Source organism: Kangsaoukella pontilimi, from assembly GCF_009830125.1.
Lineage (GTDB): Bacteria > Pseudomonadota > Alphaproteobacteria > Rhodobacterales > Rhodobacteraceae > Kangsaoukella > Kangsaoukella pontilimi.
The window spans coordinates 1,021,253-1,046,403 of the sequence record NZ_WUPT01000002.1 but is presented as its reverse complement, the minus strand read 5'-3'; the positions used below and the strand labels follow the sequence as shown (position 1 = coordinate 1,046,403).

At 64.1% G+C, this 25,151-nt stretch carries 26 protein-coding genes, 1 tRNA gene and 2 riboswitches; of the genes, 13 read left to right on the top strand and 14 right to left on the bottom strand.

Translation table 11 applies throughout. The features are described from left to right. Positions 1–88: 88 nt before the first annotated feature. A complete protein-coding gene (locus GQ651_RS14750) occupies positions 89–505 on the bottom strand; it encodes a DUF4864 domain-containing protein (RefSeq protein WP_160764967.1) in 417 nt (138 codons plus the stop codon). Between the two features lie 194 nt (positions 506–699). Beyond that, the gene (locus GQ651_RS14745) at positions 700–2,277 is read right to left on the bottom strand and encodes a lysine--tRNA ligase (RefSeq protein ID WP_160764966.1); all 1,578 of its coding nucleotides are present in this window, start codon (positions 2,275–2,277) and stop codon (positions 700–702) included. Positions 2,278–2,441: 164 nt separating this feature from the next. On the opposite strand from GQ651_RS14745, the gene GQ651_RS14740 reads away from it, so the two are divergent. Then, the gene (locus GQ651_RS14740; RefSeq protein ID WP_227258286.1) at positions 2,442–2,813 is read left to right on the top strand and encodes a tellurite resistance TerB family protein; all 372 of its coding nucleotides are present in this window, start codon (positions 2,442–2,444) and stop codon (positions 2,811–2,813) included. A gap of 158 nt (positions 2,814–2,971) precedes the next feature. Further along, a complete protein-coding gene (locus GQ651_RS14735) occupies positions 2,972–3,157 on the top strand; it encodes a PLDc N-terminal domain-containing protein (RefSeq protein ID WP_160764964.1) in 186 nt (61 codons plus the stop codon). Between the two features lie 82 nt (positions 3,158–3,239). Here the strand turns inward: GQ651_RS14735 and dacB are convergent, their stop codons facing one another. The 5 genes from dacB to GQ651_RS14710 all read right to left on the bottom strand — a co-directional run bounded on the left by dacB (position 3,240) and on the right by GQ651_RS14710 (position 7,224). Continuing rightward, positions 3,240–4,739, bottom strand: a complete 1,500-nt coding sequence (gene dacB / locus GQ651_RS14730) for a D-alanyl-D-alanine carboxypeptidase/D-alanyl-D-alanine endopeptidase (RefSeq protein WP_160764963.1) — start codon at positions 4,737–4,739, stop codon at positions 3,240–3,242. A gap of 68 nt (positions 4,740–4,807) precedes the next feature. After that, positions 4,808–5,413, bottom strand: coding sequence for a nicotinate-nucleotide adenylyltransferase (locus GQ651_RS14725; protein ID WP_160764962.1), 606 nt, complete (start codon positions 5,411–5,413; stop codon positions 4,808–4,810). 71 nt (positions 5,414–5,484) lie between these two features. Beyond that, complete coding sequence (parA, locus tag GQ651_RS14720; RefSeq protein ID WP_160764961.1) at positions 5,485–6,114, bottom strand: ParA family partition ATPase; 630 nt, start codon at positions 6,112–6,114, stop codon at positions 5,485–5,487. 89 nt (positions 6,115–6,203) lie between these two features. Then, positions 6,204–6,824: an SOS response-associated peptidase gene (locus GQ651_RS14715; protein WP_160764960.1), complete on the bottom strand. Its 621-nt coding sequence runs from the start codon at positions 6,822–6,824 to the stop codon at positions 6,204–6,206. A gap of 1 nt (position 6,825) precedes the next feature. Then, a complete protein-coding gene (locus GQ651_RS14710; RefSeq protein ID WP_160764959.1) occupies positions 6,826–7,224 on the bottom strand; it encodes a RidA family protein in 399 nt (132 codons plus the stop codon). A gap of 222 nt (positions 7,225–7,446) precedes the next feature. Between GQ651_RS14710 and GQ651_RS14705 the strand changes: the two genes are divergently transcribed. The 10 genes from GQ651_RS14705 (at position 7,447) to GQ651_RS14660 (ending at position 16,165) form a co-directional block, all read left to right on the top strand. Then, positions 7,447–8,448 (top strand): ABC transporter substrate-binding protein, encoded by a 1,002-nt coding sequence (locus GQ651_RS14705; RefSeq protein WP_160764958.1) that lies wholly within the window; start codon positions 7,447–7,449, stop codon positions 8,446–8,448. 72 nt (positions 8,449–8,520) lie between these two features. Continuing rightward, complete coding sequence (locus GQ651_RS14700) at positions 8,521–9,297, top strand: ABC transporter ATP-binding protein (protein ID WP_227258200.1); 777 nt, start codon at positions 8,521–8,523, stop codon at positions 9,295–9,297. Between the two features lie 34 nt (positions 9,298–9,331). Continuing rightward, complete coding sequence (locus tag GQ651_RS14695) at positions 9,332–10,186, top strand: ABC transporter permease (protein WP_160764957.1); 855 nt, start codon at positions 9,332–9,334, stop codon at positions 10,184–10,186. Then, entirely contained in the window at positions 10,186–11,454 is a 1,269-nt protein-coding gene (locus GQ651_RS14690; RefSeq protein WP_160764956.1) for a cytosine deaminase, read from the top strand. The genes GQ651_RS14695 and GQ651_RS14690 overlap by 1 nt, the downstream gene beginning before the upstream one ends. Before the next feature lies 1 nt (position 11,455). Beyond that, a complete protein-coding gene (locus GQ651_RS14685) occupies positions 11,456–12,856 on the top strand; it encodes an FAD-binding oxidoreductase (protein ID WP_160764955.1) in 1,401 nt (466 codons plus the stop codon). Positions 12,857–12,970: 114 nt separating this feature from the next. Then, entirely contained in the window at positions 12,971–13,552 is a 582-nt protein-coding gene (locus GQ651_RS14680; RefSeq protein WP_160764954.1) for an NAD(P)H-dependent oxidoreductase, read from the top strand. Next, complete coding sequence (locus tag GQ651_RS14675; protein ID WP_160764953.1) at positions 13,552–14,175, top strand: NAD(P)H-dependent oxidoreductase; 624 nt, start codon at positions 13,552–13,554, stop codon at positions 14,173–14,175. Before GQ651_RS14680 ends, GQ651_RS14675 begins: the two co-directional genes overlap by 1 nt. Then, the gene (locus GQ651_RS14670) at positions 14,172–15,095 is read left to right on the top strand and encodes an isopenicillin N synthase family dioxygenase (protein WP_160764952.1); all 924 of its coding nucleotides are present in this window, start codon (positions 14,172–14,174) and stop codon (positions 15,093–15,095) included. Before GQ651_RS14675 ends, GQ651_RS14670 begins: the two co-directional genes overlap by 4 nt. Further along, positions 15,092–15,886 (top strand): creatininase family protein, encoded by a 795-nt coding sequence (locus tag GQ651_RS14665; protein ID WP_160764951.1) that lies wholly within the window; start codon positions 15,092–15,094, stop codon positions 15,884–15,886. Before GQ651_RS14670 ends, GQ651_RS14665 begins: the two co-directional genes overlap by 4 nt. A gap of 99 nt (positions 15,887–15,985) precedes the next feature. After that, positions 15,986–16,165: a hypothetical protein gene (locus tag GQ651_RS14660; RefSeq protein ID WP_160764950.1), complete on the top strand. Its 180-nt coding sequence runs from the start codon at positions 15,986–15,988 to the stop codon at positions 16,163–16,165. Positions 16,166–16,172: 7 nt separating this feature from the next. On the opposite strand, the gene GQ651_RS14655 is transcribed toward GQ651_RS14660, so the two are convergent. The 5 genes from GQ651_RS14655 to gcvT all read right to left on the bottom strand — a co-directional run bounded on the left by GQ651_RS14655 (position 16,173) and on the right by gcvT (position 21,296). Beyond that, positions 16,173–16,619, bottom strand: a complete 447-nt coding sequence (locus GQ651_RS14655) for a CoxG family protein (RefSeq protein ID WP_160764949.1) — start codon at positions 16,617–16,619, stop codon at positions 16,173–16,175. 82 nt (positions 16,620–16,701) lie between these two features. Beyond that, positions 16,702–16,777 (bottom strand) — tRNA-Ala (locus GQ651_RS14650). Positions 16,778–16,890: 113 nt separating this feature from the next. Next, entirely contained in the window at positions 16,891–19,743 is a 2,853-nt protein-coding gene (gcvP, locus tag GQ651_RS14645; protein ID WP_160764948.1) for an aminomethyl-transferring glycine dehydrogenase, read from the bottom strand. A 60-nt stretch (positions 19,744–19,803) separates the two neighbouring features. Next, a complete protein-coding gene (gcvH, locus tag GQ651_RS14640) occupies positions 19,804–20,163 on the bottom strand; it encodes a glycine cleavage system protein GcvH (protein ID WP_160764947.1) in 360 nt (119 codons plus the stop codon). Between the two features lie 11 nt (positions 20,164–20,174). Then, complete coding sequence (gene gcvT / locus GQ651_RS14635; RefSeq protein ID WP_160764946.1) at positions 20,175–21,296, bottom strand: glycine cleavage system aminomethyltransferase GcvT; 1,122 nt, start codon at positions 21,294–21,296, stop codon at positions 20,175–20,177. Between the two features lie 78 nt (positions 21,297–21,374). Next, a riboswitch (glycine riboswitch) is annotated at positions 21,375–21,438 on the bottom strand. A gap of 3 nt (positions 21,439–21,441) precedes the next feature. Further along, positions 21,442–21,531, bottom strand: a riboswitch (glycine riboswitch). Between the two features lie 81 nt (positions 21,532–21,612). On the opposite strand from gcvT, the gene GQ651_RS14630 reads away from it, so the two are divergent. After that, positions 21,613–22,173, top strand: a complete 561-nt coding sequence (locus GQ651_RS14630) for a gamma-glutamylcyclotransferase family protein (RefSeq protein ID WP_160764945.1) — start codon at positions 21,613–21,615, stop codon at positions 22,171–22,173. On the opposite strand, the gene GQ651_RS14625 is transcribed toward GQ651_RS14630, so the two are convergent. Continuing rightward, positions 22,170–23,564: an MATE family efflux transporter gene (locus GQ651_RS14625; protein WP_160764944.1), complete on the bottom strand. Its 1,395-nt coding sequence runs from the start codon at positions 23,562–23,564 to the stop codon at positions 22,170–22,172. The genes GQ651_RS14630 and GQ651_RS14625 overlap by 4 nt on opposite strands. Positions 23,565–23,779: 215 nt before the next feature. Then, the gene (gene gltX / locus GQ651_RS14620) at positions 23,780–25,105 is read right to left on the bottom strand and encodes a glutamate--tRNA ligase (protein WP_160764943.1); all 1,326 of its coding nucleotides are present in this window, start codon (positions 25,103–25,105) and stop codon (positions 23,780–23,782) included. Positions 25,106–25,151 lie beyond the last annotated feature (46 nt).

Here is a 25,151-nt window from a genome sequence, read left to right as displayed (position 1 = left end):
CTCGTGGATGGATGCCGGACCCACGGCCGGCGATAGGGGACTGGATCTAACCTCGGCGGCTTAATCCCGCCTTAACCATGCGCGCGGCTCAAACGCCCGCGTCGGGAGCGGGCACGATCTGAACACCATTTATCCGCCAGCGGCCATCCGCATCGATCATCTGGTAGTCGAGCATATGGACCCTCCCCTCGCGATCACGGATCATGACACGCTGCCAAAGCCGCCCATTGATCTCGCGGAGCGCCAGAAAGGTCACGTCACCGGGCCGCCAGACCATCGGATATCCCTGACGCACCATGGCCCCGAACCGGTCTGGCGAACCGAAAAGCGACTGGATGTTGGGTGAGGCGAACGTGAACGCCCGGTCGAAATCGTCGGCCAGAAAAGCGTCGATCTGGTCGCTGATCGTGCCTTCGATCGCCGGCTCGGACGGCAGAGCCTCCTGCGCATACGCCTGAAGGCTCAGCCCGATCGACAGAAAAAATCCCAGAAACATCGCCTTCATCGCCCGCCTCCCGAAAGGTCGCTTTCAGGAAGTATACGGCAGAACGGCCGTCTCCGGTTCACTCTTCACGATGCAGCCCGGTCCGAAAACCGAACCACATGCTTCCTTCGCCTGTTGAAAAATATCCCCGCCGGAGGCAGCGCGCGGGCCGGATGGCCCGCGCAAATGTCGCGTCACGCCGCAGGCGTGGCCGTTCAGGAAAGCTCGCCGGCCAGGGCGCGGTCGATCAATGCGATGGTCTCATCAATACCGTAGAGCGCGATGAAGCCCCCGAAACGCGGCCCCTGGCTCGCCCCCAGGCAGACCTCGTAAAGCGCCTTGAACCAGTCGCGAAGCGGCTCGAAGCCGTGCTCCTTGCCGACCGCAAAAACAAGGCTCTGCAACTCTTCTGCGTCCGCGTCGCCATCCCATGCGGCAAGCCGCGTGCGCAGGTCCTCCATCGCCGCGCGCTCCTTGGCATTCGGTGCGCGATACTCCCGCTCCGGCCGGACGAAATCCTGGAAATAGCGCACCGCATAGCCCGCCGCCTGATCCAGATCGGGATGGCTTTCCGCCGTGGCTTCGGGCGCATAGCGGCGAATAAAGCCCCAGAGCGTCTCCTTGTCCTCCGCCCCCGACACGCTTGCGAGGTTCAGAAGCATCGCGAACGGCACGATCAGCGTGCTTTCCGGCACGTCGCCATTGTGGATGTGCCAGACCGGGTTCGCCGCCTGCTGAGCAGCATCCTGATCGGGATAGGCGCGCAACTGCTGGTGATATTCGTCCACCGCTTTCGGGATCACGTCGAAGAACAGCCGCTTTGCCGTCCGGGGCTTCTGATACATGAAATAGCTCAGCGACTCGGTCGAGGCATAGGTCAGCCACTCGTCGATCGAGATCCCGTTGCCCGATGACTTCGAAATCTTCTGCCCCTGATCGTCGAGGAACAGCTCGTAGACATAATGCTCCGGCGCCTTTTGGCCGAGAATCTCGCAGATCCGGTCATAGATCGGCGTATTGGTCGAGTGATCCTTGCCGTACATTTCGAAATCGACACCGAGCGCCGCCCACCGCGCGCCGAAATCGGGCTTCCACTGCAGCTTGACCTGCCCGCCCGTCACCGGCAGCGTCCATTCCCGCCCGCTTTCGTCATCGAACGTGACGGTGCCTTCGGCGGCGTCCACATGCTTGATCGGCACGTACAGCACCCGGCCCGTCTCGGGATGAATCGGCAGGAAGATGGAATAGGTCTCGCGCCGCTCGTCGCGCAGCGAGCGCAGCATCACCGCCATGATATCGTCATAACGCTCGGCAGCCCGCAAGAGCACTTCGTCGAACTGACCCGAGGCATAGAACTCGGTAGCGGAATAGAACTCGTAGTCGAACCCGAACGTGTCGAGGAACCGGCGCAGCATGGCATTGTTGTGATGCCCGAAGCTCTCATGCGTCCCGAACGGGTCCGGCACGCTGGTCAGCGGCTTTTGCAGATGCTCGCGCAAGGCCTCCTGATTGGGTACGTTGCCCGGCACTTTACGCATCCCGTCCATGTCGTCCGAGAAACAGATCAGCCGCGTCGGTATGTCCGACATCACCTCGAAGGCGCGCCGGATCATGGTTGTCCTCAGCACCTCGCCAAAGGTGCCGATATGCGGCAGCCCCGACGGCCCGTACCCCGTCTCGAACAGGACATACCCCTTCTCGGGCGGCGCCTTGTCATAGCGTTTCAGCAGACGCCGGGCCTCTTCGAAAGGCCAGGCTTTCGATGTCATCGCGGCATCTCGGAAATCGGTCATCGGGGCAGTCCTTGAAACATGGCCGGGGCCATCCCGCGCCAAGGCCCGCTACCTATTGCGGGCAGGCGGAGACGTCAATAAATTCGGGCGAAGCAGCCCGAAAGGACCCAGACGTGCCCCTCGCCCCCACCGATTTCACGCCACAGGATACCCTTGTGGCAATCATGGTCGCGGTCTCCGCCTCGGACGAGGCCATCCGCACGTCCGAATTGCTGACGATCGAGCGTATCGTAAACCACTTGCCGGTCTTTTCCGACTATGACCCGGACCGGATGAAGGACGTCTCAAATACCGTCTTCGATCTCTTTGCCGAAGAAGACGGGCTCGATCAGCTCTGGGAGGCGACGCGCCAGACCCTGCCCGAACGTCTGTATGAAACCGCCTATGCCATGGCCTGCGACGTGGTCGCAGCCGACGGCACCGCGCGCGAAAATGAACTCCGCCTGCTCGAAGAGATGCGTTATGAGCTCGATCTCGATCGGCTCGCCGCCGCTGCGATCGAACGCGCGGCCAATGCCCGCCATCGCGTGATCTGACCCGGCCATCGGGACCGGCGCAGCGTTCTTTTGCGCCCGACCAGTTTCTCCTTTTTTCTCGGCCATTTGGCTGCGAGATCGCGGAAAAAGCAGAAAATCCTGCGGAACCCTGTACCCCCTGACGGTGTTAAGCCGGCAGATGTATAGGAGTACAAGTTATGGAATATGGTATCGTCGGACTTATCGTCCTGATCGCGAATATCTACGCTCTCTTCCAGACGTGGACCAGCGGCGCTTCGGCCACGGCAAAGATCGTGTGGACGCTTCTGATCCTGATCCTGCCGGTCGTTGGCTTCATCGCCTGGTTGATCGCTGGCCCGCGTGGCGGCAGCGTACGCGCCTGACACTGGCGACCCGAAAAGTGTGAACGAGTATAGCGATACGAGTTATCGGAACGGCCCCTCCCTGTGAGGGGCCGTTTCCGTTTCAGACCGCCGACGCCCACCGCGCCAGAAGCGCCTTCTGCAGTCGCCGCGACCGGCCTGACCACGTTCGCGCGCCAGGCGGACGCTCGCGCGCCTCTGGCGGGATCGCATCCCGCCGCGCCACATCAGCCGTGAGAATAGCGAAGGCAAGCTCGCGTCCCGACAACGTCGTCACGAACCCGGCCAGCGCGCTCACGAAATTCAGCGTTCCGGTCTTGGCCACGACAGACGCGCCTTTCATCGCCGCACCGTCCGAGCGTCCCGGCTCGGGGATCGAGACGTCGCTCATGAAGGCCCGCACGCGGCGGTCACCCGCCAGAATGCGCGCCAGATCGCCCGCCCCAATTTCGGACCCGTATCCCAGACCTGAATGATCGCGAAACCGTAGCCGCCGCGTCCCGAAGCGCGTCTCGGCCCATCCCGCCATCCGTGCGCCAGAGGCCACAAGCGACGCCGCCGGGACACCATTCGCAAGGCTCGCAGTCAGCCCGACTGCTTCAGCGGTCAGGTTGGTGGAATACTTCATCATATCCTTCAGGACGCCGCCCAGCACATCGCTTTCATCGCGTGCCAGAAGGACCGCACCCTCGGGCGCTTCGGCCATCAGCTCCGGTCGCCCGAGAACGATGCCGTTTGAGCGCATCAGCGTCCGGAAAACGTCAGCACAATAGAGCGCCGGATACCGCACCGGCAGCCACCGCGCACCGTCCTGACCGAGTGCGCCTTGGGCCACGGTCCATCGATCACCATCCCCCCCGGCAGAGGCACGGTACTCGAAGACCGGCGCAGCACGATCCACAAGCGCCATCCGCGCGACCTCGGTCGCAGGGCGGTACCGCAACGCCCGCGCCTGCATGGTGATGTCATAGCCATCGCCGTCGCGCTTCCACTCGAAATGGACCCGGTTGAAATTCAGATTCAGCCCGCCGAAGGACGGGTTATAGGCCACGTGATCCGGCTGGTCGCTGTCGATCATTGGCCCACGGGGAAGCGCTCCGGCCCAGACAAGGAAGCGGCCCCGAACCTCTGTCACACCCGCATCCCGAACCCGGATGGCAAGATCGGCCAGACGGTCCGTGTCGAGCGTCGGGTCGCCGCCGCCAGCCAGGATCAGGTCGCCTGTGATCCGGCCGCCATCCCGTTGACCGGTATGGAGAACTTGCGTCAAGAACCGGTGGTCCGTTCCCAATCGGTCAAGCCCATAGAGCGTGGTGACAGACTTCAAGGTGCTGGCTGGCGGCATCATCCGGCCCGGTTGACGGCCTTCGACCAACTGGCCCGTTGCCGTGTCGACAAGGGCAAAGGTCACGACGCCGTCAAGCCCCGCCTTGGCGATCAGATCTTCCGCGGTGTCGACCGCAGCACGTCTGACAAGGTCGGCACTCGCGCGGCCGCGTGGCGGAGGTGGGAGGATCGAAGCCGGCACACCGGCAATCGCCGCCTGTCCCGCCAGTGTGGAGGCGCCGACAAGCAGGGCGCGCCGTGTCATTCCCTTGATCATGCGCCCCTTATCCGACCCGCGCGCGTCGCTGGCAAGTCCTCCTGACACTGCCGACAGTCAAGGCTTTGTTACGTGTCGTTCCAGCGCCCGGCGGCCCGGATCGAGGTCGACGAGGCGCCGCTCATCGGCACGTTCACGAAGCACCATGCAGGCGGCTCCATACCGGGCAGCCGACGCGCCTCTCGCGCACGGAGACGCGCAAAGCGGAACCGTCGTGCAGCCGGCGACAGCCGCGCCGATAACCGTTCGCCGGGCCGCGCCAGAACGCCCACGGGCACGCGATCCATGATTTCGCGCCAACGGTCCCACCGATGAAAGCTCGCCAGATTGTCCGCTCCCATGAGCCAGACGAAGACCACGCCCGGATAGGCGCGCTGAAGCCCGGCCAGCGTCTCGGCGGTGTACCGCGTCCCGAGATCGGCCTCGAGCGACGTGACCTTCACGCGTGGATGGCGCATCACGTCCCGCGCAACGGCAAGCCTCTTGGGAAGAGGCGCCGGGCCCCGCACCTTCAGAGGGTTGCCGGGGCTGACCAGCCACCAGACCTCGTCCAGACCGAACCGCTTCAAGGCCTCACGCGTGATATGGGCATGACCCTCGTGGGCGGGGTCGAACGACCCGCCGAGAAGCCCGATCCTGCGCCCTGCCCGGGCGACGGGCCAGCCCTGACGCATTGACGGTCTCCCTTGTTTTCAGGGGGTTGTGTGACGGATCGTCGCCCGCCTTGTCAATGCCGTGGGAATCTTCAGCGGCGGAGCAACTTCGTGACCTCGTCAGTCAGCGCGGCCATCTCGTCGGTCCAGGCTCCCTTGCCGCGCTCCAGCACACCGCGCCCGCCGCCGAGCGTGTCGGCATAAGCCACGCGGTGGCCCAGAACCGTCTCGGCCCGCGTGACGCCCATGCCGGTCAGCGCCTCGTCCACGGACGCCGCAACCTTGGTTCCCGCCTTGGCCCGGTTCATCACGACCATGACGCGGGCCTTTTCACGGCCAGCCAGGTCCAGCACACCTTCAGTGGCCCAGACATCCACAAGGCTAGCCGACACCGGCACGATCACGAGGTCGCTTTCCCGGATCGCAGGTTTGAGATCGCTGTCGATCTTCGGCGGCGTGTCGATGATCACTAAGTCATGGCTTTTGGACAGCTTGTCCACCTCATAGGACACGCCCCAGGCGCTTGCCGTCGAGAACTCCATGCCGGGCTCTCCGGCCTCGCGCCGCGCCATGAACCAACGCCCCATCGAGCCCTGGGGGTCGGTGTCCAGAAGCGCGACGCTCTTGCCCCGCTTCGCCAATGCAACGGCCAGATTGACCGCGATCGTCGTCTTGCCCGCGCCGCCCTTCTGCTGGGCCACGGTGATTACCTTGCCAGTCATGGCAACAGCCTCCACAATTTTCTGCACCGCAGCATACTCACCCGCCGGATGCAAGGGGCCCCTTTGCCGCAAGGGGCGAACGGGTACCGTCAAGGCGCCTGCCAGTCCACATCTTTCGCCTCCTCGATATGCAAGCGCCCCTCGGGCCAGGGACGGCAGAGCGCCCGTGCGGCATCCTCGCTCCCGGTCAGCCATGTCCCGACATCGGCAGGCTCTAGTATGACCGCCATCCTGTGATGGATCGGCGCAACATCGGCATTGGGCTCCGTCGTGACCGTGGCGACCTGATCCAGAACCCGTCCGCCCGGCGCCTGCCACCGGTCGGTGATGGCAGCAAAGGCGAGAAACGGCGCACTATCGCTGGGGCGAATGCGCCACGCCGTTTTGCGCCGCGCGGCACCCGTCCATTCGTACCAGCCGTTCACCGGCACCACGGCGCGCCCGACACCTTCGAAGGCCGATTTGTCGAAAACCGTCTCCGAGCGCGCGTTGACGATCGTATCCAGAACAGGCCGCCCCCGCGCGTTGACCCGGCCGACGGGAATGATCCCCCACCGCATCCGGACCAGCCGTCGCTCAGCGGTACAAACCACGACTTCCTGTCCGGGTGCGATGTTTCGGCGTGGCGGTTCGCTGAGATCCCCGGCGTCAGCGCCCATCCAAGCTGCGACCTCGGTCAATGGCGCGGTCAGAAAGACCCGTCCGGGCATCTCACCGGTCCGCGGGCACGGCGGCCACCACTTCGACCTCGACACAGAATTCCGGGCGGGTGAACCCGGACACGATTACCAGCGTCGATGCCGGAAGCCGCGTCACGTCGGCCAGCCACGCATCCCGCGCCGCCATATATCCCGCCATATGCGACCGGTCCGTGACGAAGGCATTGATCCGCACCACATCGGCGCGCCCCGCGCCCGCAGCGCCAAGGATCGAGTCGATATTGCCGAAACAGATGGCCGCCTGCGCCTCGGACCCGGCCGGGATCGAGCCATCCTCCGCCAGACCCAGCTGGCCGGACGTGAAGATCAGGCGATACCCCTCCGGCAGCTCCACTCCATGCGCATATCGCGCAAATGGGGGGGCGATATCTTCGGGCGTAATCTCGCGCATTTCCGGCCTCCATCTGGGTCGGTTTTCAGAGAACCGCCCCGCGACTTCTTCGGCAAGCAATTTCCGCAAAGTAAGTTTTCGATGAAAAATTGTGCGAATCGCGCAGAAGCGGATATTCCTTGTGCGAAGCTGAGGGGGCAGAGGGCAAAGTCGGTGGCGGCGATAGACCGCCCCGGAACCGACTTCCATATCAGCACAAGAGACAAGAACCTGGAGGTGAGGATGTCTATTCAAAAAACTTTTGCTGCCGGAACGGCTCTGGCCCTGATGGGCTCGCAGGCCATCGCGGGCGGCCACCTGACCGAAGTCACCTTCGGTACGAACTGGGTGGCTCAGGCTGAACATGGCGGTTTCTACCAGTCGGTTGCAGACGGCACCTACGAGGAATGCGGCCTCTCGGTCACGATCCTTCCCGGCGGTCCGCAGGTGAACAATCGCGCCCTAATGCTGGCGGGCCGTATGGAGTTCCACATGGGCGGCGACCTGCTGCAGGCCTTCTCCGCAGCCGAAGAAGGCATCCCGGTTGTCAACATCGCGGCCATCTTCCAGAAGCACCCGCAGGTGATCGTGGCGCATCCGGAAACCGCATCGAGCTGGGAAGATCTGAAGAACCTGACCCTTCTCATCGGCGACAACGGCTATCAGTCCTACTACCAGTGGATGATGGCGGCGCATGGCTTCACGGCCGAACAGCGTCAGCCCTATACGTTCAACCCCGCTCCGTTCCTTGCCGACAAGAACGTTGGCATGCAGGGCTATCTCTCGTCCGAACCCTATCTGGTCGAAAAGGAAGGCGGCTTCTCGCCGAACGTCTTCCTGATCGCGGATGCCGGCTATTCGTCCTATGCCACCACGATCGAAACCATGCAGCAGACGATCGACGAAAGCCCCGAGGTTGTGGAATGCTTCGTCGATGGCTCGATCAAGGGCTGGTACAACTATCTCTATGGTGACAACGCCGCAGCGAATGAGCTGATCCGTGAAGCCAACCCCGAGATGACGCAGGACAAGATCGACTACGCCATCTCCAAGATGAAGGAATGGGGCATCGTCGATTCCGGTGACACCGAAACCATGGGCATCGGCGTCATCACAGACGAGAAGGTTCAGGACTTCTACAACCAGATGGTCGAAGCCGGCGTCGTCTCGGACGGCATCGACTTCTCCGGCACCTACACGACTCAATTCGTGGGCAAGGGTGTCGGCCTCGACCTCAAGGGCTGATCGCCACTTGAACTCTTGGGCCGGTTCCTGCATCGCGGGGGCCGGCCCTGCACAAATCCCGGAAAGACCGCGATGACGCTGCCCATCGGTCAACGACCGCCGCTTCTGCGCATGAGCCACGTTGAAAAGACCTTCAACGGCGACGTGGTTGCGCTCAAGGACATGAATCTCGATGTGAACGAGGGCGATTTCATCTCGCTTCTCGGACCGTCCGGCTGCGGCAAGTCCACGGCCTTGAGGCTCATCTCGGGCCTGATCCACCCGACCCGTGGCCGGATCGCATGGGAGGGCGGACAGGGCACCGATGACCTGGGCGTTGTCTTCCAGGAACCGACGCTGATGCCCTGGGCGACGGTGGCACAGAATGTGTGGCTGCCCTTCCGGCTGAAGGGCATCGCCTATGCGCAGGTCCGCGACGAAGTGCTCGAAGCGCTGAAACTCGTCGGCCTCGAGAAATTCCAGAATGCCTATCCGCGCGAGCTTTCGGGCGGCATGAAGATGCGCGTCTCCATCGCGCGCGCCATGGTCACGAAACCGCGCCTCATCCTGATGGACGAGCCGTTCGCCGCGCTGGACGAAATCACCCGCTTCAAGCTGAACAACGATCTTCTTGAACTGAAGGCGCGCGTGGGCTGCACCGTAATCTTCGTGACCCATTCGGTCTTCGAGAGTGTCTTCCTCTCTGACCGCATCATCGTCATGGCCGCCCGTCCGGGCCGGGTGATCGAGGAACTGCAGGTCGACACACCCTACCCCCGGCACGAGGATTTCCGCACCTCGGCTGAATACGCCGCCCACACCCGCGCCGCGTCGGACGCGCTGCACCGCGCATTGGCGGTGCCGGCATGATCGTGTCGACCGGCAGAGCAGGAAGGAGCCGCAGATGAGCCTGACAGACACCGGCCCTGCCGTGACCGTGATCGACGAAGAAGAGGCCGCCCGCGCCCGACGCGACCGGATCAACCGGATCGCGAAGTGGACGCTGCCGAGCCTCGTGATGGTCCTGACCATTCTGGCTTGGCACCTCTACGTCACACTGAACGACATTCCGCATTACGTCCTGCCCGGCCCGGTGCTGGTGGCGCAATCGATCATCGAGGACTGGGGCCTCCTCTGGCCCGCACTCCTCATCACCTCGCGCCTTACACTTCTGGCGCTCTTCTTCGCCATCCTCGGCGGCGTCCTTCTGGCTGTGGCCTTCACCCAGTCCAAATGGGCCGAAATGAGCTTTTTCCCCTACGCCGTCATCCTTCAGGTCACGCCTGTCATCGCAGTCGCACCGCTGTTGCAGATCTATGTGGAAAGCGCCTTCGTTGCCGCGCTTCTCTGCGCTTGGATAGTGGCTTTCTTCCCGATCCTGTCGAACACGACCATCGGCCTGAAATCCGCCGATCACAATCTTCAGGACCTCTTCACGATCTACGGCGCCACCCGCTGGCAGCGCCTGCGCTACCTCGCGGCACCGTCGGCCCTGCCCTTCTTCCTGGGCGGGCTGAAGATTGCGGGCGGGCTGGCACTGATCGGCGCCGTCGTGGCCGAGTTCGTGATCGGACGCGCGGGCACCGGCCTCGGCCTCGCCTCGACTCTTCTCGAAGCGTCCTACCGCTTCAACTTCGGCCGCCTCTACGGCGCGCTGATCCTGATCTCGCTCATGGGCGTGGTGATCTTCGCCGCCACATCGACGATCTCGCATCTCGCTCTCAGGAAGTGGCACGAAAGCGCCCTGAAACGCGACTGATGGCAGGATTTCGCAACATACCCGAAGGGCCGATCCGCCTGATGAACGTCACCGTGCCCGGCTGTCTGATCGGCGCATCTGATGCACTGGTCCTGAGCGACATCTCGATCGCGAATGGCGAGATCGTCGAGACGGGCGGCACGGAAATCGACATGGCCCGCGCCATGGTCTTCCCCTGCTTCACTGACATGCACACGCATCTCGACAAGGGGCATATCTGGCCCCGCGCATCGAACCCCGATGGCACCTTCATGGGAGCGATCACCACCGTGGGCGAAGACCGATCCGCCAACTGGACCGCCTCCGATGTCGCGGCCCGTATGGAGTTCGCCCTGCGCTCGGCCTATGCCCACGGCACCAGCAACATCCGCACCCATATCGACAGCCTGCCCCCACAGGATCGCATCTCCTGGCCGGTCCTCGCCGAAATGCGCGAGAAATGGGCGGGCCGGATCGAGCTTCAGGGGTCCAGCCTCGTCGGCTGCGACAGCTTCGACAGCATCGCGCAGGATTACGCGGCCACCGCCGATATCGTCGCCGAACATGGCGGCGTCCTCGGTATGGTCACCTATCCCGTGCCGGACGTGGAAACCCGCATCCGCGAGTTCTTCGACCTCGCCGGCGCGCGCGGACTGGAGGCGGATTTCCATGTGGACGAAACCATGGACCCGGACGCCGAGACCCTGCGCACAATCGCAGAAGTCGTTCTCGATACCGGCTGGAATCGCCCCGTCACGGTCGGCCATTGCTGCTCTCTTTCGGCACAGGACGAGGCACGCGCCCTCTCGACGCTGGACCTCGTCGCCAAGGCCGGCCTGAACGTCGTCAGCCTGCCCCTCTGCAACCTCTACCTGCAGGACCGTCACGCCGGACGCACCCCCCGGATGCGCGGCGTGACACTGGTGCACGAGATGAAGGCGCGCGGCATCAACGTCTCCTTCGCCTCCGACAACACCCGTGACCCGTTCTACGCCTATGGCGATCTCGACATGATCGAGGTCATGCGTCAGTCCACCCGCATCGCCCATCTCGACCACTCCGACAGCGACTGGACCCACGCTTTCACGACGAACCCGGCAAGAGCCTGCGACTTCAACGCGCCCACTCTCGCGCCCGGGGCGCCTGCGGACCTCGTCATCTGCAGCGCCCGCGACTGGACCGAGCTTTTCGCCCGCCCCCAGTCCGACCGGATCGTGATCCGTCAGGGACGCGCCATCGACACGACCCTGCCCGCCTATTCCGAACTCGACGCCCTCATGGAGGTCTGACATGCCCGCCGATATCGCTGGTGCCAAAGCCGCGCTGTCCCATCTCGACATTGAAGAGAAAGAAGTCGCCATCAAGGCTGCCAGCCGCGATTTCTTCTGGTACTCGCCCGTGCTCAAGGACCGCCTCGACCATGTGGTGGCCGATTTCGTGGTACGGCCCCGAAACGAGGCCGAAGTCATCGAAATCCTCAAGGTGTGCTACGCCCATGACGTCCCCGTGACGACACGCGGCGCGGGCACCGGCAACTACGGTCAGGCCATGCCCCTCGAAGGCGGCTGCGTCATGCATCTCCGCCATATGGACAAGGTCAAGGAAATCCATCCCGGCCGTGTGATCTGCGAGCCGGGCGTCCTGCTGAAAGACCTCGACGCCGCCACCAAGGAACACTCGGGCCAGGAACTCCGCATGTTCTCATCCACATGGGCCACAGCCACGATCGGCGGCTTCATCGCGGGCGGCTCCGGCGGTGTTGGCTCCTGCACCTGGGGCTCGCTCCGCGATCTGGGCAATATCATCCGCCTGCGCGTGGTGACGATGGAAGAAGAGCCGCGCATCGTCGAATTCACCGGCGAGGAACTGGCCCGCGTCAGCCATGCCTACGGCACCAACGGCATCATCACCGAGGTCGAGATGCCGCTCGCCCCCGCCTATGACTGGGTCGAGATGTTCGTGGCGACCGACGATTTCATGGACGCCGCCCGCTTCGCCGAAGCTCTGGCCAATCAGGACGGCATCCTCATCAAGCTCGCCACCGTCTTCGAGGCGCCGATCGCCAAGGATTACTTCCAGCGCGTCGCCCCCTATGTCGAAGCGGACACCAACCTGATCGGCCTCATGGTCGCGCCTCAGTCGATGGACGGCTTTCTCACCTTCCTCGGCCGCCGCCCCGAGGCGCGCCTCATCTACCGAAACGACGATTTCGACTGGGCGCGCACGCCCGGCCCGGTCTTCGAATACGGCTGGAACCACACCACGCTCCGCGCCCTGAAGGTCGATCCTTCGATCACATATCTTCAGGTGCGCTACGGCTATCCGAACCACCTCGACCTGATCGAGAAGATGAGAAACGAGCTCTCTCCCGAAGTGCTCCAGCACCTCGAAGTCCTCCGCGAAGGCGGCAAGGTCATCTTCGCAGGCCTCTCCCTCGTCAAGTTCACCACAGAAGAGCGCCTCGACGAGATCATCCGCCTCCACGAAGAGGCAGGCGCGATGATCTTCAACCCGCACCGCTACACGCTGGAAGAAGGCGGCAGGCAGACCGTCGACGACCGCCAGCTTCGCTTCAAGAAGGAGGCCGACCCCAAAGGCCTTCTCAACCCCGGCAAGATGATCGCCTGGGACGATCCCGACTGGGATTACAGCCGCATGTACGCCTATCCGAAACTTCAGGCTGCCGAGTGATTACGATTTGACTCAAATTGTCCTTCTTCTGTTGAAAAATACTCCAGGGGGAGACGCGCGGCACGCGCGGCGGGGGACAGCGTCCCCCGCCAACCCGACCGCCAGAGCCGACCGATGACCCACGCGCTCGTCCTCTACGCCCACCCTTGCGAGGAAAGCTATGCCTCCGCGCTCCACCGGGCCACGGTAGACACGCTCAAAGGCCGCGGCTGGACGGTTGACGATTGCGACCTCTATGCCGAAGGCTTCGATCCGATCCTGACCGCCGAGGAACGGCGCGGTTATCACGAGGTCGGCCCCAATCGCGGCCCCGTCGAGGACTACGTCAAACGGATCGAGGCGGCGGATGCACTCGTCCTCTGTTTCCCCGTCTGGAATTTCGGCTACCCGGCGATCCTCAAGGGCTTTTTCGACCGCGTCTTCCTGCCCGGCGTCTCCTTCCGGCTGGAAGACGGCCAGGTGCGGCCCAATCTTACCCACATAAAAAAACTTGCTGCCGTCACGACCTATGGCGGCACCCGCGTTCGCGCCTTCATGGCAGGCGACCCGCCGCGCAAGATGGTCGAGCGCCACCTCTGGCATGTCACCCGCCCGACAACGGTCAAGTACCTCGCGCTTTACGACATGAACCGGGTCACGCAGGCGGGTCTGACCGCGAACCTCGACCGCGTAAGGAAAGAACTGGAGACGCTCTGATGCGTGCCCTCGTCGTCTATTGCCATCCGCGCGAAAACAGCTTCACCGCCGCCGTCCGCGACACGGTAGTGGCAAAACTCACCCAAGCCGGCGCCGAGACCCGACTGATCGACCTTTATGCACGCGGCTTCGACCCGGTTCTTTCGGCCAGCGAGCACGAGGGCTACGAGACCTGCCCCGACAACTGCACGCCCGTTCAAGCGGATGTCGACGACCTCAGGTGGTGCGATACGCTGATTTTCGTCTATCCCACGTGGTGGTATGGGCTACCCGCGATACTCAAGGGCTGGCTCGACCGTGTGCTCTTGCCCGACGTGGCCTTCCTGATGCCCGACGCCCAGAACGCCACCATCCGCCCTGGCCTCGGCCATATCGAACGGCTGGGCGTCTTCACCACCTGCGGCGCAAGCTGGTGGCTGACCACCCTGGTCGGAGCGCCCGGCAAGCGGACCCTCATGCGGGGCGTCGGCTTTCTCTGCAGGAAGCCGCTCAAGACCGCCTTCGCCGCCCATTACCTTATGGACAGTTCCACCCCCGAAAGCCGACAGCGGCACCTTGAAAATGTTGCCCGGAAAATGGAACGCTTCACCGGAACGCCCCGCAGACAGGAGGCCACAACATGATCCCCGTTCTCGACTGGGCACGCTTCGCCACCGGCACCGATCGCGCCGGTTTCGTCCGCGATCTGGGCCATGCCTGTCGCGATACGGGCTTCTTTCTCGTCACCGGCCACGGCATCCCCCAAAGCCTGATCGACGACACTTTCGCTGCCGCCGACGCCTTCTTCGCGCAACCTGACGCCGTGAAGGCCCAGGCGGATATCCGGAATTCGAAGAACAACCGGGGCTGGTCCGCCGAGGGGACCGAGAATCTCGACGACAGCAAACCCGACCAGACCGACCGGAAAGAGGCGTTCAACATCGGCCTCGAACTCAGCGCAGATGACCCGCGCGTGTCCGAGCCCTTTCGCGGTCCGAACCTCTGGCCCGACCTGCCCGGCTTCCGCGGGACCGCGCTCGCCTATTTCGATGCAGTGCACCGGCTTGGGATCGACCTGCACCGCCCCATCGCGCTCGATCTCGGTCTGGACGAGCACTATTTCGCTCCCTTCCTCGACAGCCCCCTCGCCACGCTCCGGATGCTCCGCTACCCGGGCGGCACCGCCGAGCCGGGCAAGATCGGCGCCGGCGCGCATACCGATTACGGCTCGATCACGCTACTGATGGGCGATGGCGAGCCGGGTCTTCAGGTGCAGCCCCGCGGCAAGGACTGGATCGACGTACCCCATGTCCCCGGCGCATTCATCGTGAATATCGCGGACTGCCTGATGCGCTGGACGAATGACGTCTATGTCTCGACGCCCCACCGTGTGCAGATCCCCAAGAACCCGCGCCGCTCCATGGCCTTTTTCCTCGACCCCAACCCCGATGCCGTGATCGAGGCCCTGCCCGGCACGGGTGCGGCCAAGTACCCGCCCGTGACAGGTGCCGAGTACCTCAAGATGCGCCTCGATGCGACCTACGCCGAAAAGGTGACGATGTGAGACGACTGAACTGGGCCGACTACCGCACCACCGAATTCGAAGGACTCGACCCTGAACGGGTCATCGCGATCCTGCCGACGGCGGCCATCGAACAGCACGGTCCGCACCTGCCGGTCGGCGTCGACACGATGATCGCGGAAGGGATGCTGGACGAAGTTCGCGCCATTTGCCCCGACGATCTGGATATCCGCATCCTGCCCGTGCAGGCGGTCGGCAAATCGAACGAGCACCTGCACGCACGCGGCACGCTCACTCTGACGGCCGAGACAGCGCTTCGCGCATGGCGAGAAATCGGCCTGTCTGTCGCCCGCGCGGGCGTCCGCAAGATCGTCATCGTGAACAGCCATGGCGGCAACCTCGACCTCGTGTCGATCCTGTCGCGCGAATTGCGGGTCGAGGCCGGAATGCTGGCGGTCAAATGCCAATGGGGCGGCTTCGGCGCGCCCGAAGGCCTCTATTCCAAGCGCGAGGTCGCCTTCGGCATCCATGGCGGCGACCGCGAGACGTCGCTCATGCTGCATTTCCGCCCCGAGACGGTCGACATGGACAAGGCCGTCGACTTTGCCTCGACCGCCGAGACAACCGCGCTGCCGCCCATCGGCCCCCTGTCCTATGGCTGGGTGTCGAGCGACCTGAACCCGGACGGCACCGTTGGCGAGGCGCATCTCGCGACAGCCGAAAAGGGCCGCGCGACGGCGCGCCATCAGGCGGAGGGCTTCATCGAGATGCTGCGCGCCGTCAGAGACACTCCGCTCGACGGGTTCAGCGCTACAAAAGACGGTCCGCGTTAAGACGAGCGCAACAGTTTCTTGACAGGGCATTCACTTCCGGGTGCTATTGCAGGAACGGAGAAAACTCCGGCTCCGGCCCCACAAATCCCGGAAGATAAAATGGCATTCGCAGCAGTCCTCTTCGCCCTACCCTTCGCATTCGCCTCGGCGGTTGTCCTGGCTGTCCTTCATGGGCTCGGCCTCACGGAAACGGCGCTTCTTTATGTCCTCGCCGGCAGTGGCGGGATGGCGTCTTTCCTGATCGCCGCGAGCGTATCGGAAGCGGTCGACCGAACCTGATCGCGGTTCAGACGTCGTCCGACAACCGGGTCTTCAGGTTGTCGAAGAACTGTGCCGCGAGCTTCTTTGCCGTTGATTGCACGACGCGATTGCCAAGCTGTGCCAGTTTACCGCCGATATCGGCATGAGCTGTGTATCGCAGCAGCGTTTCCTCGCCCTGTTCTTCCAGAACGACATCGGCACCGCCCTTGGCAAAGCCCGCTGCCCCGCCGTTCCCCTGACCGGTCAACGAGAAATGCTCCGGCGCCCCGGCGGGATCCAGCGTCACATCACCCGAAAATTTCGCCTTCACTGGCCCGACCTTGAGCAGAACCTTGGCTTCCAGCTCGGTATCCGACGCCTTGGTCAGTTCCTGACAGCCCGGAATACATTCCTTCAGGATGTCGGGATCGTTAAGCGCGGCATAGACCCGGTCACGCGGTGCGGGGATCAGGATTTCGTCGCTCAGGTCCATCATACGCTCCTTCTGAACGGCCAAGCGGTAGCAGCCAGCCGGTGAGCGGGCAAGGCCGGTGATCGCGATACAGGGAGGGATTTGGTGGAGCCGATCGGGATCGAACCGACGACCTCGTCATTGCGAACGACGCGCTCTCCCAACTGAGCTACGGCCCCATCGGCACGCGTTCTGATTTCATTTCGCGCGACTGTCAAGACGGCGCGATTCCAGCGCGTCTTCGCCGACGGCGCGGGCGTCCAGTGCTCCGCGCCGCCGCGAGACAGACGGGTTACTCCGCCGCCTCCTGATACGCCTCGAGCGGCGGGCAGGTGCAGACCAGATGCCGGTCGCCCCAGACGTTGTCGACCCGGTTGACAGGAGGCCAGTACTTGTCGACGCGGAAGGCACCCGCCGGATAGCACCCCTCTTCCCGGCTATAAGGCCGGTCCCAGTCGCCGATCAGGTCTTCGACAGTGTGAGGCGCATTCTTCAGCGGGTTGTTATCGCGGTCGATCCTGCCCTCTTCGATGGCGCGAATCTCCTCGCGGATCGCCAGCATCGCGTCGCAGAACCGGTCCAGCTCGGCCTTGGTTTCGCTCTCCGTTGGCTCGATCATCAGCGTTCCCGCCACCGGCCAGCTCATGGTCGGCGCGTGGAACCCGTTGTCGATCAGGCGTTTGGCGATATCATCGACGGTCACGCCCGCGCTCTCGGCATAGGGGCGCGTATCGATGATGCATTCATGCGCCACCCGTCCATTCCGCCCGCGATAGAGCACCTCGAAAGACCCTTCGAGCCGCCTGGCGATGTAATTCGCATTCAGGATCGCGACCTTCGTCGCCTGGGTCAGGCCCTCGCCACCCATCAGCGCGATATAGGCCCACGGGATCACCAGGATACCGGGCGAGCCATAGGGCGCGGCCGAGACCGGCCCTTCCTCGCCCCCTGTTTCGGGATGGCCGGGCAGATGCGGCGCCAGATGCGCCTTGACCCCGATCGGCCCCATGCCGGGGCCGCCACCGCCATGAGGGATGCAGAAGGTCTTGTGCAGATTCAGGTGGCTGACGTCGCCTCCCACATCGCCGGGGCGGGCGAGGCCTACCATCGCATTCAGGTTCGCGCCGTCGATATAGACTTGGCCTCCATGCGCGTGGGTAATCTCGCAGACCTCGCGCACCGTCTCCTCGAACACGCCGTGGGTCGAAGGATAGGTGATCATCGCCGCCGCCAGATTGTCGCCCGCGGCTTCAGCCTTGGCGCGGAAATCCTCGACGTCGATATCGCCGTTCTCGGCCGATTTCACGACCACCACGTCCATTCCGCACATCTGCGCGGAGGCCGGGTTGGTTCCGTGCGCCGAAACAGGGATCAGGCACACGTGGCGATGCTCATCGCCTTTGGCCCGATGGTAGGCCATGATCGTCAGAAGACCTGCATACTCCCCCTGCGCGCCCGAGTTCGGCTGCATCGACATCGCGTCGTATCCGGTGATGGTGCAGAGCTTGGCAGACAGATCCTCGATCATCTCGGTATAGCCGCGCACCTGATCGGCCGGGGCAAACGGGTGGATGTTCGAGAAGTCGGGCCATGTGACCGGCATCATCTCGGCTGCCGCGTTCAGCTTCATCGTGCAAGAGCCAAGCGGGATCATCGCCCGGTCAAGCGCAAGGTCCCGATCCGCCAGACGGCGCATGTAGCGCATCATCTCGGTCTCAGCCCGGTTGTGGTGGAACGTCGGGTGAGTCATGAACTCGGATGTCCGGTGATACTGCACCGGAAGGCGCGTGTAGCCGGCCGCAAAGTCCTCGGCGCGGTAGTCCAGACCGAACGCCCGCCAGACCCCTTCCAGAACGGCGGGACGGATCGTCTCGTCCACCGCAATCCCGATCTTGGTGGTCCCGACCCGGCGGAAGTTGATCCGCTCGCGCCGCCCGGCCTCCATGATGACACCCTGAAGCGCACCGACCTCGACCGTCACGGTATCGAAGAACAGTTCCGGCTCGACGGTATAACCGCCCGCTTCCAGCCCCATGACCAGCCGTTCGGTCTTGCGATGGATGCGCTGCGCGATGGCCTTGAGGCCCTCGGGGCCGTGGAAGACGCCATAGAACGACGCCATCACCGCCAGAAGCGCCTGCGCCGTGCAGACATTCGACGTGGCCTTTTCCCGGCGGATATGCTGCTCGCGGGTCTGAAGCGACAGGCGATAGGCCTTGTTCCCCCGGCTGTCGATGGACACGCCCACAAGACGGCCCGGCATCGCGCGCTTGTAGGCGTCGCGGCAGGCCATGTAGGCGGCGTGCGGCCCGCCATAGCCCATGGGCACCCCGAACCGCTGGGTCGAGCCAACAGCGATATCGGCGCCCATAGCGCCCGGCTCTTTCAGAAGGGTAAGCGCCAGCGGATCGGCAATCACGATCCCAAGCGCCTTGGCCTCGTGCAGCGCTTCGATCTGGTCGGTGAAATCGCGCACGTGGCCATAGGTGCCCGGATACTGGAATACGGCCGCGAAGACCGCACCGGGGTCCAGCGCCTCGGGCTCGCCCACGATGACCTCGATATCGAGTGGCGCACAGCGGGTCCGGATCACGGCGATGTTCTGCGGGTGGCAGTTGGCATCGACGAAGACCGCCTTGGATTTCGACTTGGCCACACGCTCGGCCATGGTCACGGCCTCGGCTGCCGCCGTCGCCTCATCCAGAAGGGACGCGTTGGCGATTTCCAGCCCCGTCAGGTCCGAGATCATCGTCTGATAGTTCAGAAGCGCCTCAAGACGGCCCTGGCTGATCTCTGGCTGATAAGGGGTGTAGGCCGTATACCATGCCGGGTTTTCGAGGATGTTCCGCTGGATCGCAGGAGGCGTAACGGTACCGTAATAGCCCTGCCCGATCATCGTGGTGAAGATCGTGTTCTTCTGCGCGATCTGCCGCATCGCCCAGAGAAGCTCCCGCTCGGACTTCGGCTTGCCAAAATCGAGTGGTTCCTCCTGCCGGATCGAGGCCGGCACGGTCTGGTCGATCAGCTCGTCGAGCGAGCCCACGCCGAGCGTGGCGAACATCTCGTCCATCTCGGCAGGCGAAGGCCCGATATGGCGCCGGTTGGCAAAGTCGTAAGGCAGGTAATCAGTCGGCGTGAACGTCATCGTCCCGGCTCCATCCAAAATTCTTCGAAGAATTTTGCGAGAACTCTTCGCAGAGTTCTCTTACTCGATCATGTCTTTGTATTCGTCTTCGGTCATGAAGTCGTCGAGCTGGCTCATGTCCTCGACCTTCATCTTGAAGAACCATGCGGCGCCCAGCGGATCCTCGTTCACCAGCCCCGGATTATCGGCAAGGTCGTCGTTCACTTCGACGATCTCCCCGTCGACCGGCGCGACGATGTCGGACGCGGCCTTGACGCTTTCGATCACCACGATCTCGTCGCCCTTGGCCACCTTGGTTTCAGGCTCGGGCAGTTCGACGAAAACGACGTCGCCAAGCTGGGTCGAGGCGTGCTCGGTGATGCCCACCACGACAAGGTCACCGTCCTCGCGCAGCCATTCATGGTCTTCGGTGTATTTCATAAGGGTCTCCCTCAGCGTTTGAAGTTTGCAGGTCTGAATGGCATGGCGGCCACGGTCGCGGGCAGGCGCTTGCCGCGCACTTCTCCGGTAAGCGCAGTGCCGGTTTCGCTGACGCCGGTCGCGACATAGCCCATGGACATCGGCGCCTCGATCGACGGGCCGAATGCGCCGGACGTCACGTGGCCGACCTCGGTGGCTCCATCGAAAAGTGCCGTTCCGGCGCGCATTGGCGCCCGGCCCTCGGGCAGGATGCCGACGCGGCGGCGCGCGGCCCCATTCTCGAGTTCGCTCAGAATGCGGTCCGCGCCGGGGAACCCGCCCTCACGGTCGCCTCCCTTTCGGCGGGCCTTCTGGATCGCCCATTCCAGCGCCGCTTCGACCGGCGACGTCGTCTCGTCAATGTCCGATCCATAAAGGCAAAGCCCTGCCTCGAGCCTGAGGGAATCCCGCGCGCCAAGGCCGATCACCTCGACCTCGTCCATCGCCAGAAGCGCTTCGGCCAAGGCAACGGCTCGGGCCTCGGGGACCGAGACCTCGTAGCCATCCTCGCCCGTGTAGCCCGAGCGCGAGACCCAAAGCTCAGTGCCGTCCCAGTCGAAGACGCCCACATCCATGAACCGCATAGCGGCCACAGCCGGGACGAGCCGTGCCAGAGCCTGCTCCGCTTCCGGCCCCTGCAGCGCAAGAAGCGCCCGATCATCCAGAAGTTCGACCTCGCAAGCGTCCGACAGCTGCGCCGTCATATGGGCGACGTCCTTGTCCTTGCAGGCGGCGTTGACAACGACGAACAGGTGGTCGCCCCGGTTAGCGATCATCAGATCATCCTCGATCCCGCCGGCGTCGTTCGTGAAAAACCCATAGCGCTGGCGCCCCTCGCCCAGCCCCAGAAGCGCCTGCGGAACCATCGCCTCGTAGGCGCGTGCAGCATCCGCCACGTCGCCTGAGCGCGGCCGGACCAGAACCTGGCCCATGTGGCTGACGTCGAAAAGGCCCGCGTGTTCGCGCGTCCAGAGATGCTCTTTCATCACGCCAAGAGCGTACTGAACCGGCATCTCATAGCCCGCAAAAGGCACCATGCGCGCCCCGAGAGAGCTGTGAAGTTCGTAAAGCGGCGTGCGCGCAAGTTCGCTCATCGGCCCCGTTCGTCCCCTTTGGCCAGCGTCATCCACGCCGGGCTTCCTCCGGACATAAGCCATGCCCGTCAGCGCCCCCTCTGTCCCTTGCGCCTGAGATCGCTATCCCTTCGGCGGCCCTGTGAAGGGGCACTCTCCAGAGTCCTTGTGCACAACGGTCCGTGGGCCTGAGAGTTTACCGGGGCGGTTGCTCCTTCGGCACCGGGGCGAACCCGGATTCTCCCGTTGTACCCCATTTGATTACGCCGCTTTTACCCGCGCCCGCAAGCCCCCTTGATGGCTTGCCATTTTCCCGCACCCGCGTCAGACCCGAGGCATGACGCATCCCTGGTTCTTCGGCTATGGCAGCCTCGTCAACCGCCGCACCCATGATTACGCGGTGGCCGCGCCCGCGCGGATTACGGGATGGCGCAGGACATGGCGCCATGTGGCGACGCGAAACGTCGCCTTCCTGACGGCATATCCCAGCCCCGGATCGGTTCTGGACGGGCTGATCGCCGAGGTGCCCCGCGGCGACTGGGAGGCGCTCGACATGCGCGAGCACTCCTACCTGCGCGAGGCGGCGACCGGCGTGGCCCATGCTCTGCCGACACCGCCGGAAATCCACATCTACCACGCGCCACCCGACCTGCACGCACCGGCAAGCGACGCGCATCCGGTCCTGCTCAGCTATCTCGACACGGTGATACAGGGCTATCTGACCGAGTTCGGTGAGACCGGCGTCCGGGACTTCTTCGACACGACCGACGGCTGGGACGCACCGATCAGAGATGATCGCAGCGCCCCGGTCTATCCCCGTGCGCAGGAAACGGGGCCGGAGATCCGCGACATCGTGAACACCGAATTGGCCCGCGTGGGGGCTCGCATCCGCGCCTAGCGGCGGTGCTGGAAAAGCTGGAACAACCGCGCATGGCGCTGGAACGGATCCGGCGCGGGCACCGTGTCCGGCCGTCCAAGCAGCCTTCCAACGAGCACCAGAGCGACCAGAGCGAAGACCACGCCGCCAAGCGCCTGCCCGATAAGGACCCCGGGCGCCCCCAGCCATGCGGCAAAAAGCCAGACGGGAACGACCGTCCCCAATGTGTGCCGGCCCCAGTTGATCATGGTCGATGTGAAAGGTCGGCCAAGGTTGTTGAAGGCCGCATTCGCCACGAAGATGACGCCATTGAAGAACCACAGGAGCGATAGGGGGCCTGCAAACAGAAAGACGAGCACCCGCGCGACACCGCCGTCTTCCAGCGCGAAGAGCCATGAAAGCGGCTCGCGCAGCAGGAACAAGAGCAGCGACACGAGGACCGTCACCCCGGCCGCAAAGACAAGAGCCTCGCGAAACGCCAGACGCACACGGTCGGACTGCCCTGCACCCGCATTCTGGCCGATGATGGGTCCGACGGCGCCGGAAAGCGCGAAGAGCACTCCGAACGCCACGGGCGTCAGCCTGCCGACGATCGCCATGCCCGCCACCGCCTGCTCGCCGTACTCCGACATGGCACGGGTGACATAGGCCTGTCCCACAGGCGTCGCGAGTTGCGTCAGGATCGCGGGAAGCGCGATGGTGGCGACCGGCCTGAGATCGGACAAGAGCGCCGCCGGATCAGGGCGTCCGAACCCGCCGTGGTGGCGATGAACAGCGGTCAGCGCCAGCCATGCGATCGTGACCCGCGCCGCCACGGAGGCCAGCGCCGCCCCTGTCAGCTCAAGGTCCAATCCGAAGATCAGGACGGGGTCGAGCACCGCGTTCACCACGCCCCCCGCGATCATCACGTTCATCGACCGCCTGCCGTCCCCGTGGGCACGCAGGATCGCGCCTCCCACGACCCCGAGCAGCAGGATTGGAAGGCTGGGCAGGATGATCTGTAGATAAGCGATCGCAAGGTCACGCGTTTCCCCCGTCGCTCCGAGCAGCCCCACGAGCTTGTCGATCCCGGCCCAGACGACAGCCGCGAAGACACACCCGAACAGAAACCCGATGACAAGGCTGGACGTGGCCCGTTGCCGCGCGAGGCCCTCATCGCCCTCGCCCAGCGCACGGGCAACCAGCGCCCCGCAGGCGATCGCCATACCGATCCCGAACGAACCGGTAAAAAACAGGATGGCTCCGGCATAGCCGACCGCAGCGGCAAGCTCCGCGTTCCCCAGCATCGAGATGAAGACCATGTCGACGAAATCGACGAGGAAGACCGCCATCAACCCGACCGACGCCGTCAGCGCCATCGTGACCGTGTGCCGAAAGAGACTGCCTTCGAGGAATTTCGCCTGTTCGCTCATGCCGCCATCTTTGCTTCGGATGTCAGACTGGCACCGAATTCATCACTTGGCGAGGGGCGCCGCCCCTCGCGCACCCCGGAGTATTTCAACCAAGAAGAAGAAAATTTGACTTAAATTGTCGCTTCTTCTTGGCGCAAATACTCTGGGGAGCGGCGTCGAAGACGCCGGCGGGGCGAAGCCCCAATCAGGTATGAATTGTGCCGCAGGCGCGCCGTTCAGGAAAGCGACGGTTTGGCCCTGAGAAGCCGCATCACATCCGCCATTTCCGGCCCCCTCGGCTGACCGGTCACAGCAAGCCGGAGCGGCATGAAGAGCGCCTTGCCCTTGCGGCCCGTCGCGTCCTTCACCTTGCCCGTCCACTCTGCCCATGTGCCTGCGTCATAGGGTGGCTCGCCCAGAAGATCGAAGGCCTGGGCCACGAAGTCGCGATCCTCCTCCGCCACTTCTGCGGTCGCGCGTCCTTCGAAGACCGGCCACCAGTCACCCGCCTCGCTCCGCCGCGCAATATTTCCGCGCACGACGTCCCAATATTCCGCACGTGCATCCTCGGGCACACCGGCGGCGGCAAGCTCGGCCTCGACGTCCGTGACCGGCAGTGCCGCGACCACGCGGTGGCTCATCGGGGTCAGGTCTTCGACATCGAACTTCGTCGGCGCCGCGCTGAAACGGGTGACGTCGAAACCCGCGATCAGCTCGTCATGGCTCGACCGGAGCTCCACCGGGTCCGCCGATCCGATCCGCGCCATCAGCGACAGAAGCGCCATCGGTTCAACGCCGCGCTCTCTCAGATCGCGCAGCGCCAGCGTGCCGAGACGCTTCGACAGCGCTTCGCCGCCCGGCCCTGTCAGGAGCGAGTGATGCGCAAAGCGCGGACGCGCGCCGCCAAGCGCCTCGATCATCTGGATCTGGGTTGCCGTGTTGGTCACGTGGTCCGAGCCGCGCACCACGTCCGTCACGCCCATATCCGTGTCGTCGACCACGGATGCGAGCGTATAGAGCACCTGCCCATCCTGACGGATCAGCACCGGGTCGGATACCGAGGCCGCGTCGATCGACACCGGGCCGAGGATGCCGTCATCCCATTCGATCCGCTCGTGGTCCAGCTTGAACCGCCAGACCCCTTCGCCCCGCTCGGCCCGAAGCGCCGCCTTCTCATCTTCTGACAGAGCCAGCGCGGCGCGGTCATAAACCGGCGGCCGGCCCATGTTCAGAAGCTTTTTCCGCTTGAGGTCCAGTTCGGTCGGGGTTTCCCAGGCCTCGTAGAACCGGCCCATGTCGCGCAGCCGGTCAGCGGCGTCAGCATAGCGGTCCAGCCGGTCCGACTGCCGCTCTATGCGGTCCCAGGTCAGACCCAGCCATTCCAGGTCTTCCTTGATGGCGTCGGCGTATTCCTGCTTCGACCGCTCGGGGTCGGTATCGTCCAGTCGCAGGATGAACGTCCCGCCCGCCTGACGCGCGATCAGCCAGTTGAAGAGCGCGGCGCGCAGGTTGCCGATATGAAGATAGCCCGTTGGCGAGGGCGCGAAGCGGGTGACGGTCATGGAACTCTCCTTCGGCCTCGCGCTCTTTCACAGCGCGGCGCTTTTG

Coding starts and splice junctions, on each gene's coding strand:
- gcvH (WP_160764947.1), bottom strand. CDS start 20,163: ATGAAATACACCGAAGACCATGAATGGCTGCGCGAGGACGGTGACCTT.
- GQ651_RS14715 (WP_160764960.1), bottom strand. CDS start 6,824: ATGCCCGGACGGGTCTTTCTGACCGCGCCATTGACCGAGGTCGCAGCT.
- GQ651_RS14695 (WP_160764957.1), top strand. CDS start 9,332: ATGAGCCTGACAGACACCGGCCCTGCCGTGACCGTGATCGACGAAGAA.
- GQ651_RS14690 (WP_160764956.1), top strand. CDS start 10,186: ATGGCAGGATTTCGCAACATACCCGAAGGGCCGATCCGCCTGATGAAC.
- gcvP (WP_160764948.1), bottom strand. CDS start 19,743: ATGACGTTCACGCCGACTGATTACCTGCCTTACGACTTTGCCAACCGG.
- GQ651_RS14675 (WP_160764953.1), top strand. CDS start 13,552: ATGCGTGCCCTCGTCGTCTATTGCCATCCGCGCGAAAACAGCTTCACC.
- GQ651_RS14705 (WP_160764958.1), top strand. CDS start 7,447: ATGTCTATTCAAAAAACTTTTGCTGCCGGAACGGCTCTGGCCCTGATG.
- GQ651_RS14735 (WP_160764964.1), top strand. CDS start 2,972: ATGGAATATGGTATCGTCGGACTTATCGTCCTGATCGCGAATATCTAC.
- GQ651_RS14625 (WP_160764944.1), bottom strand. CDS start 23,564: ATGAGCGAACAGGCGAAATTCCTCGAAGGCAGTCTCTTTCGGCACACG.
- GQ651_RS14750 (WP_160764967.1), bottom strand. CDS start 505: ATGAAGGCGATGTTTCTGGGATTTTTTCTGTCGATCGGGCTGAGCCTT.
- GQ651_RS14680 (WP_160764954.1), top strand. CDS start 12,971: ATGACCCACGCGCTCGTCCTCTACGCCCACCCTTGCGAGGAAAGCTAT.
- dacB (WP_160764963.1), bottom strand. CDS start 4,739: ATGATCAAGGGAATGACACGGCGCGCCCTGCTTGTCGGCGCCTCCACA.
- gltX (WP_160764943.1), bottom strand. CDS start 25,105: ATGACCGTCACCCGCTTCGCGCCCTCGCCAACGGGCTATCTTCATATC.
- GQ651_RS14740 (WP_227258286.1), top strand. CDS start 2,442: ATGGTCGCGGTCTCCGCCTCGGACGAGGCCATCCGCACGTCCGAATTG.
- GQ651_RS14700 (WP_227258200.1), top strand. CDS start 8,521: ATGACGCTGCCCATCGGTCAACGACCGCCGCTTCTGCGCATGAGCCAC.
- parA (WP_160764961.1), bottom strand. CDS start 6,114: ATGACTGGCAAGGTAATCACCGTGGCCCAGCAGAAGGGCGGCGCGGGC.
- GQ651_RS14745 (WP_160764966.1), bottom strand. CDS start 2,277: ATGACCGATTTCCGAGATGCCGCGATGACATCGAAAGCCTGGCCTTTC.
- GQ651_RS14710 (WP_160764959.1), bottom strand. CDS start 7,224: ATGCGCGAGATTACGCCCGAAGATATCGCCCCCCCATTTGCGCGATAT.
- GQ651_RS14660 (WP_160764950.1), top strand. CDS start 15,986: ATGGCATTCGCAGCAGTCCTCTTCGCCCTACCCTTCGCATTCGCCTCG.
- GQ651_RS14630 (WP_160764945.1), top strand. CDS start 21,613: ATGACGCATCCCTGGTTCTTCGGCTATGGCAGCCTCGTCAACCGCCGC.
- GQ651_RS14725 (WP_160764962.1), bottom strand. CDS start 5,413: ATGCGTCAGGGCTGGCCCGTCGCCCGGGCAGGGCGCAGGATCGGGCTT.
- GQ651_RS14655 (WP_160764949.1), bottom strand. CDS start 16,619: ATGGACCTGAGCGACGAAATCCTGATCCCCGCACCGCGTGACCGGGTC.
- GQ651_RS14670 (WP_160764952.1), top strand. CDS start 14,172: ATGATCCCCGTTCTCGACTGGGCACGCTTCGCCACCGGCACCGATCGC.
- GQ651_RS14685 (WP_160764955.1), top strand. CDS start 11,456: ATGCCCGCCGATATCGCTGGTGCCAAAGCCGCGCTGTCCCATCTCGAC.
- gcvT (WP_160764946.1), bottom strand. CDS start 21,296: ATGAGCGAACTTGCGCGCACGCCGCTTTACGAACTTCACAGCTCTCTC.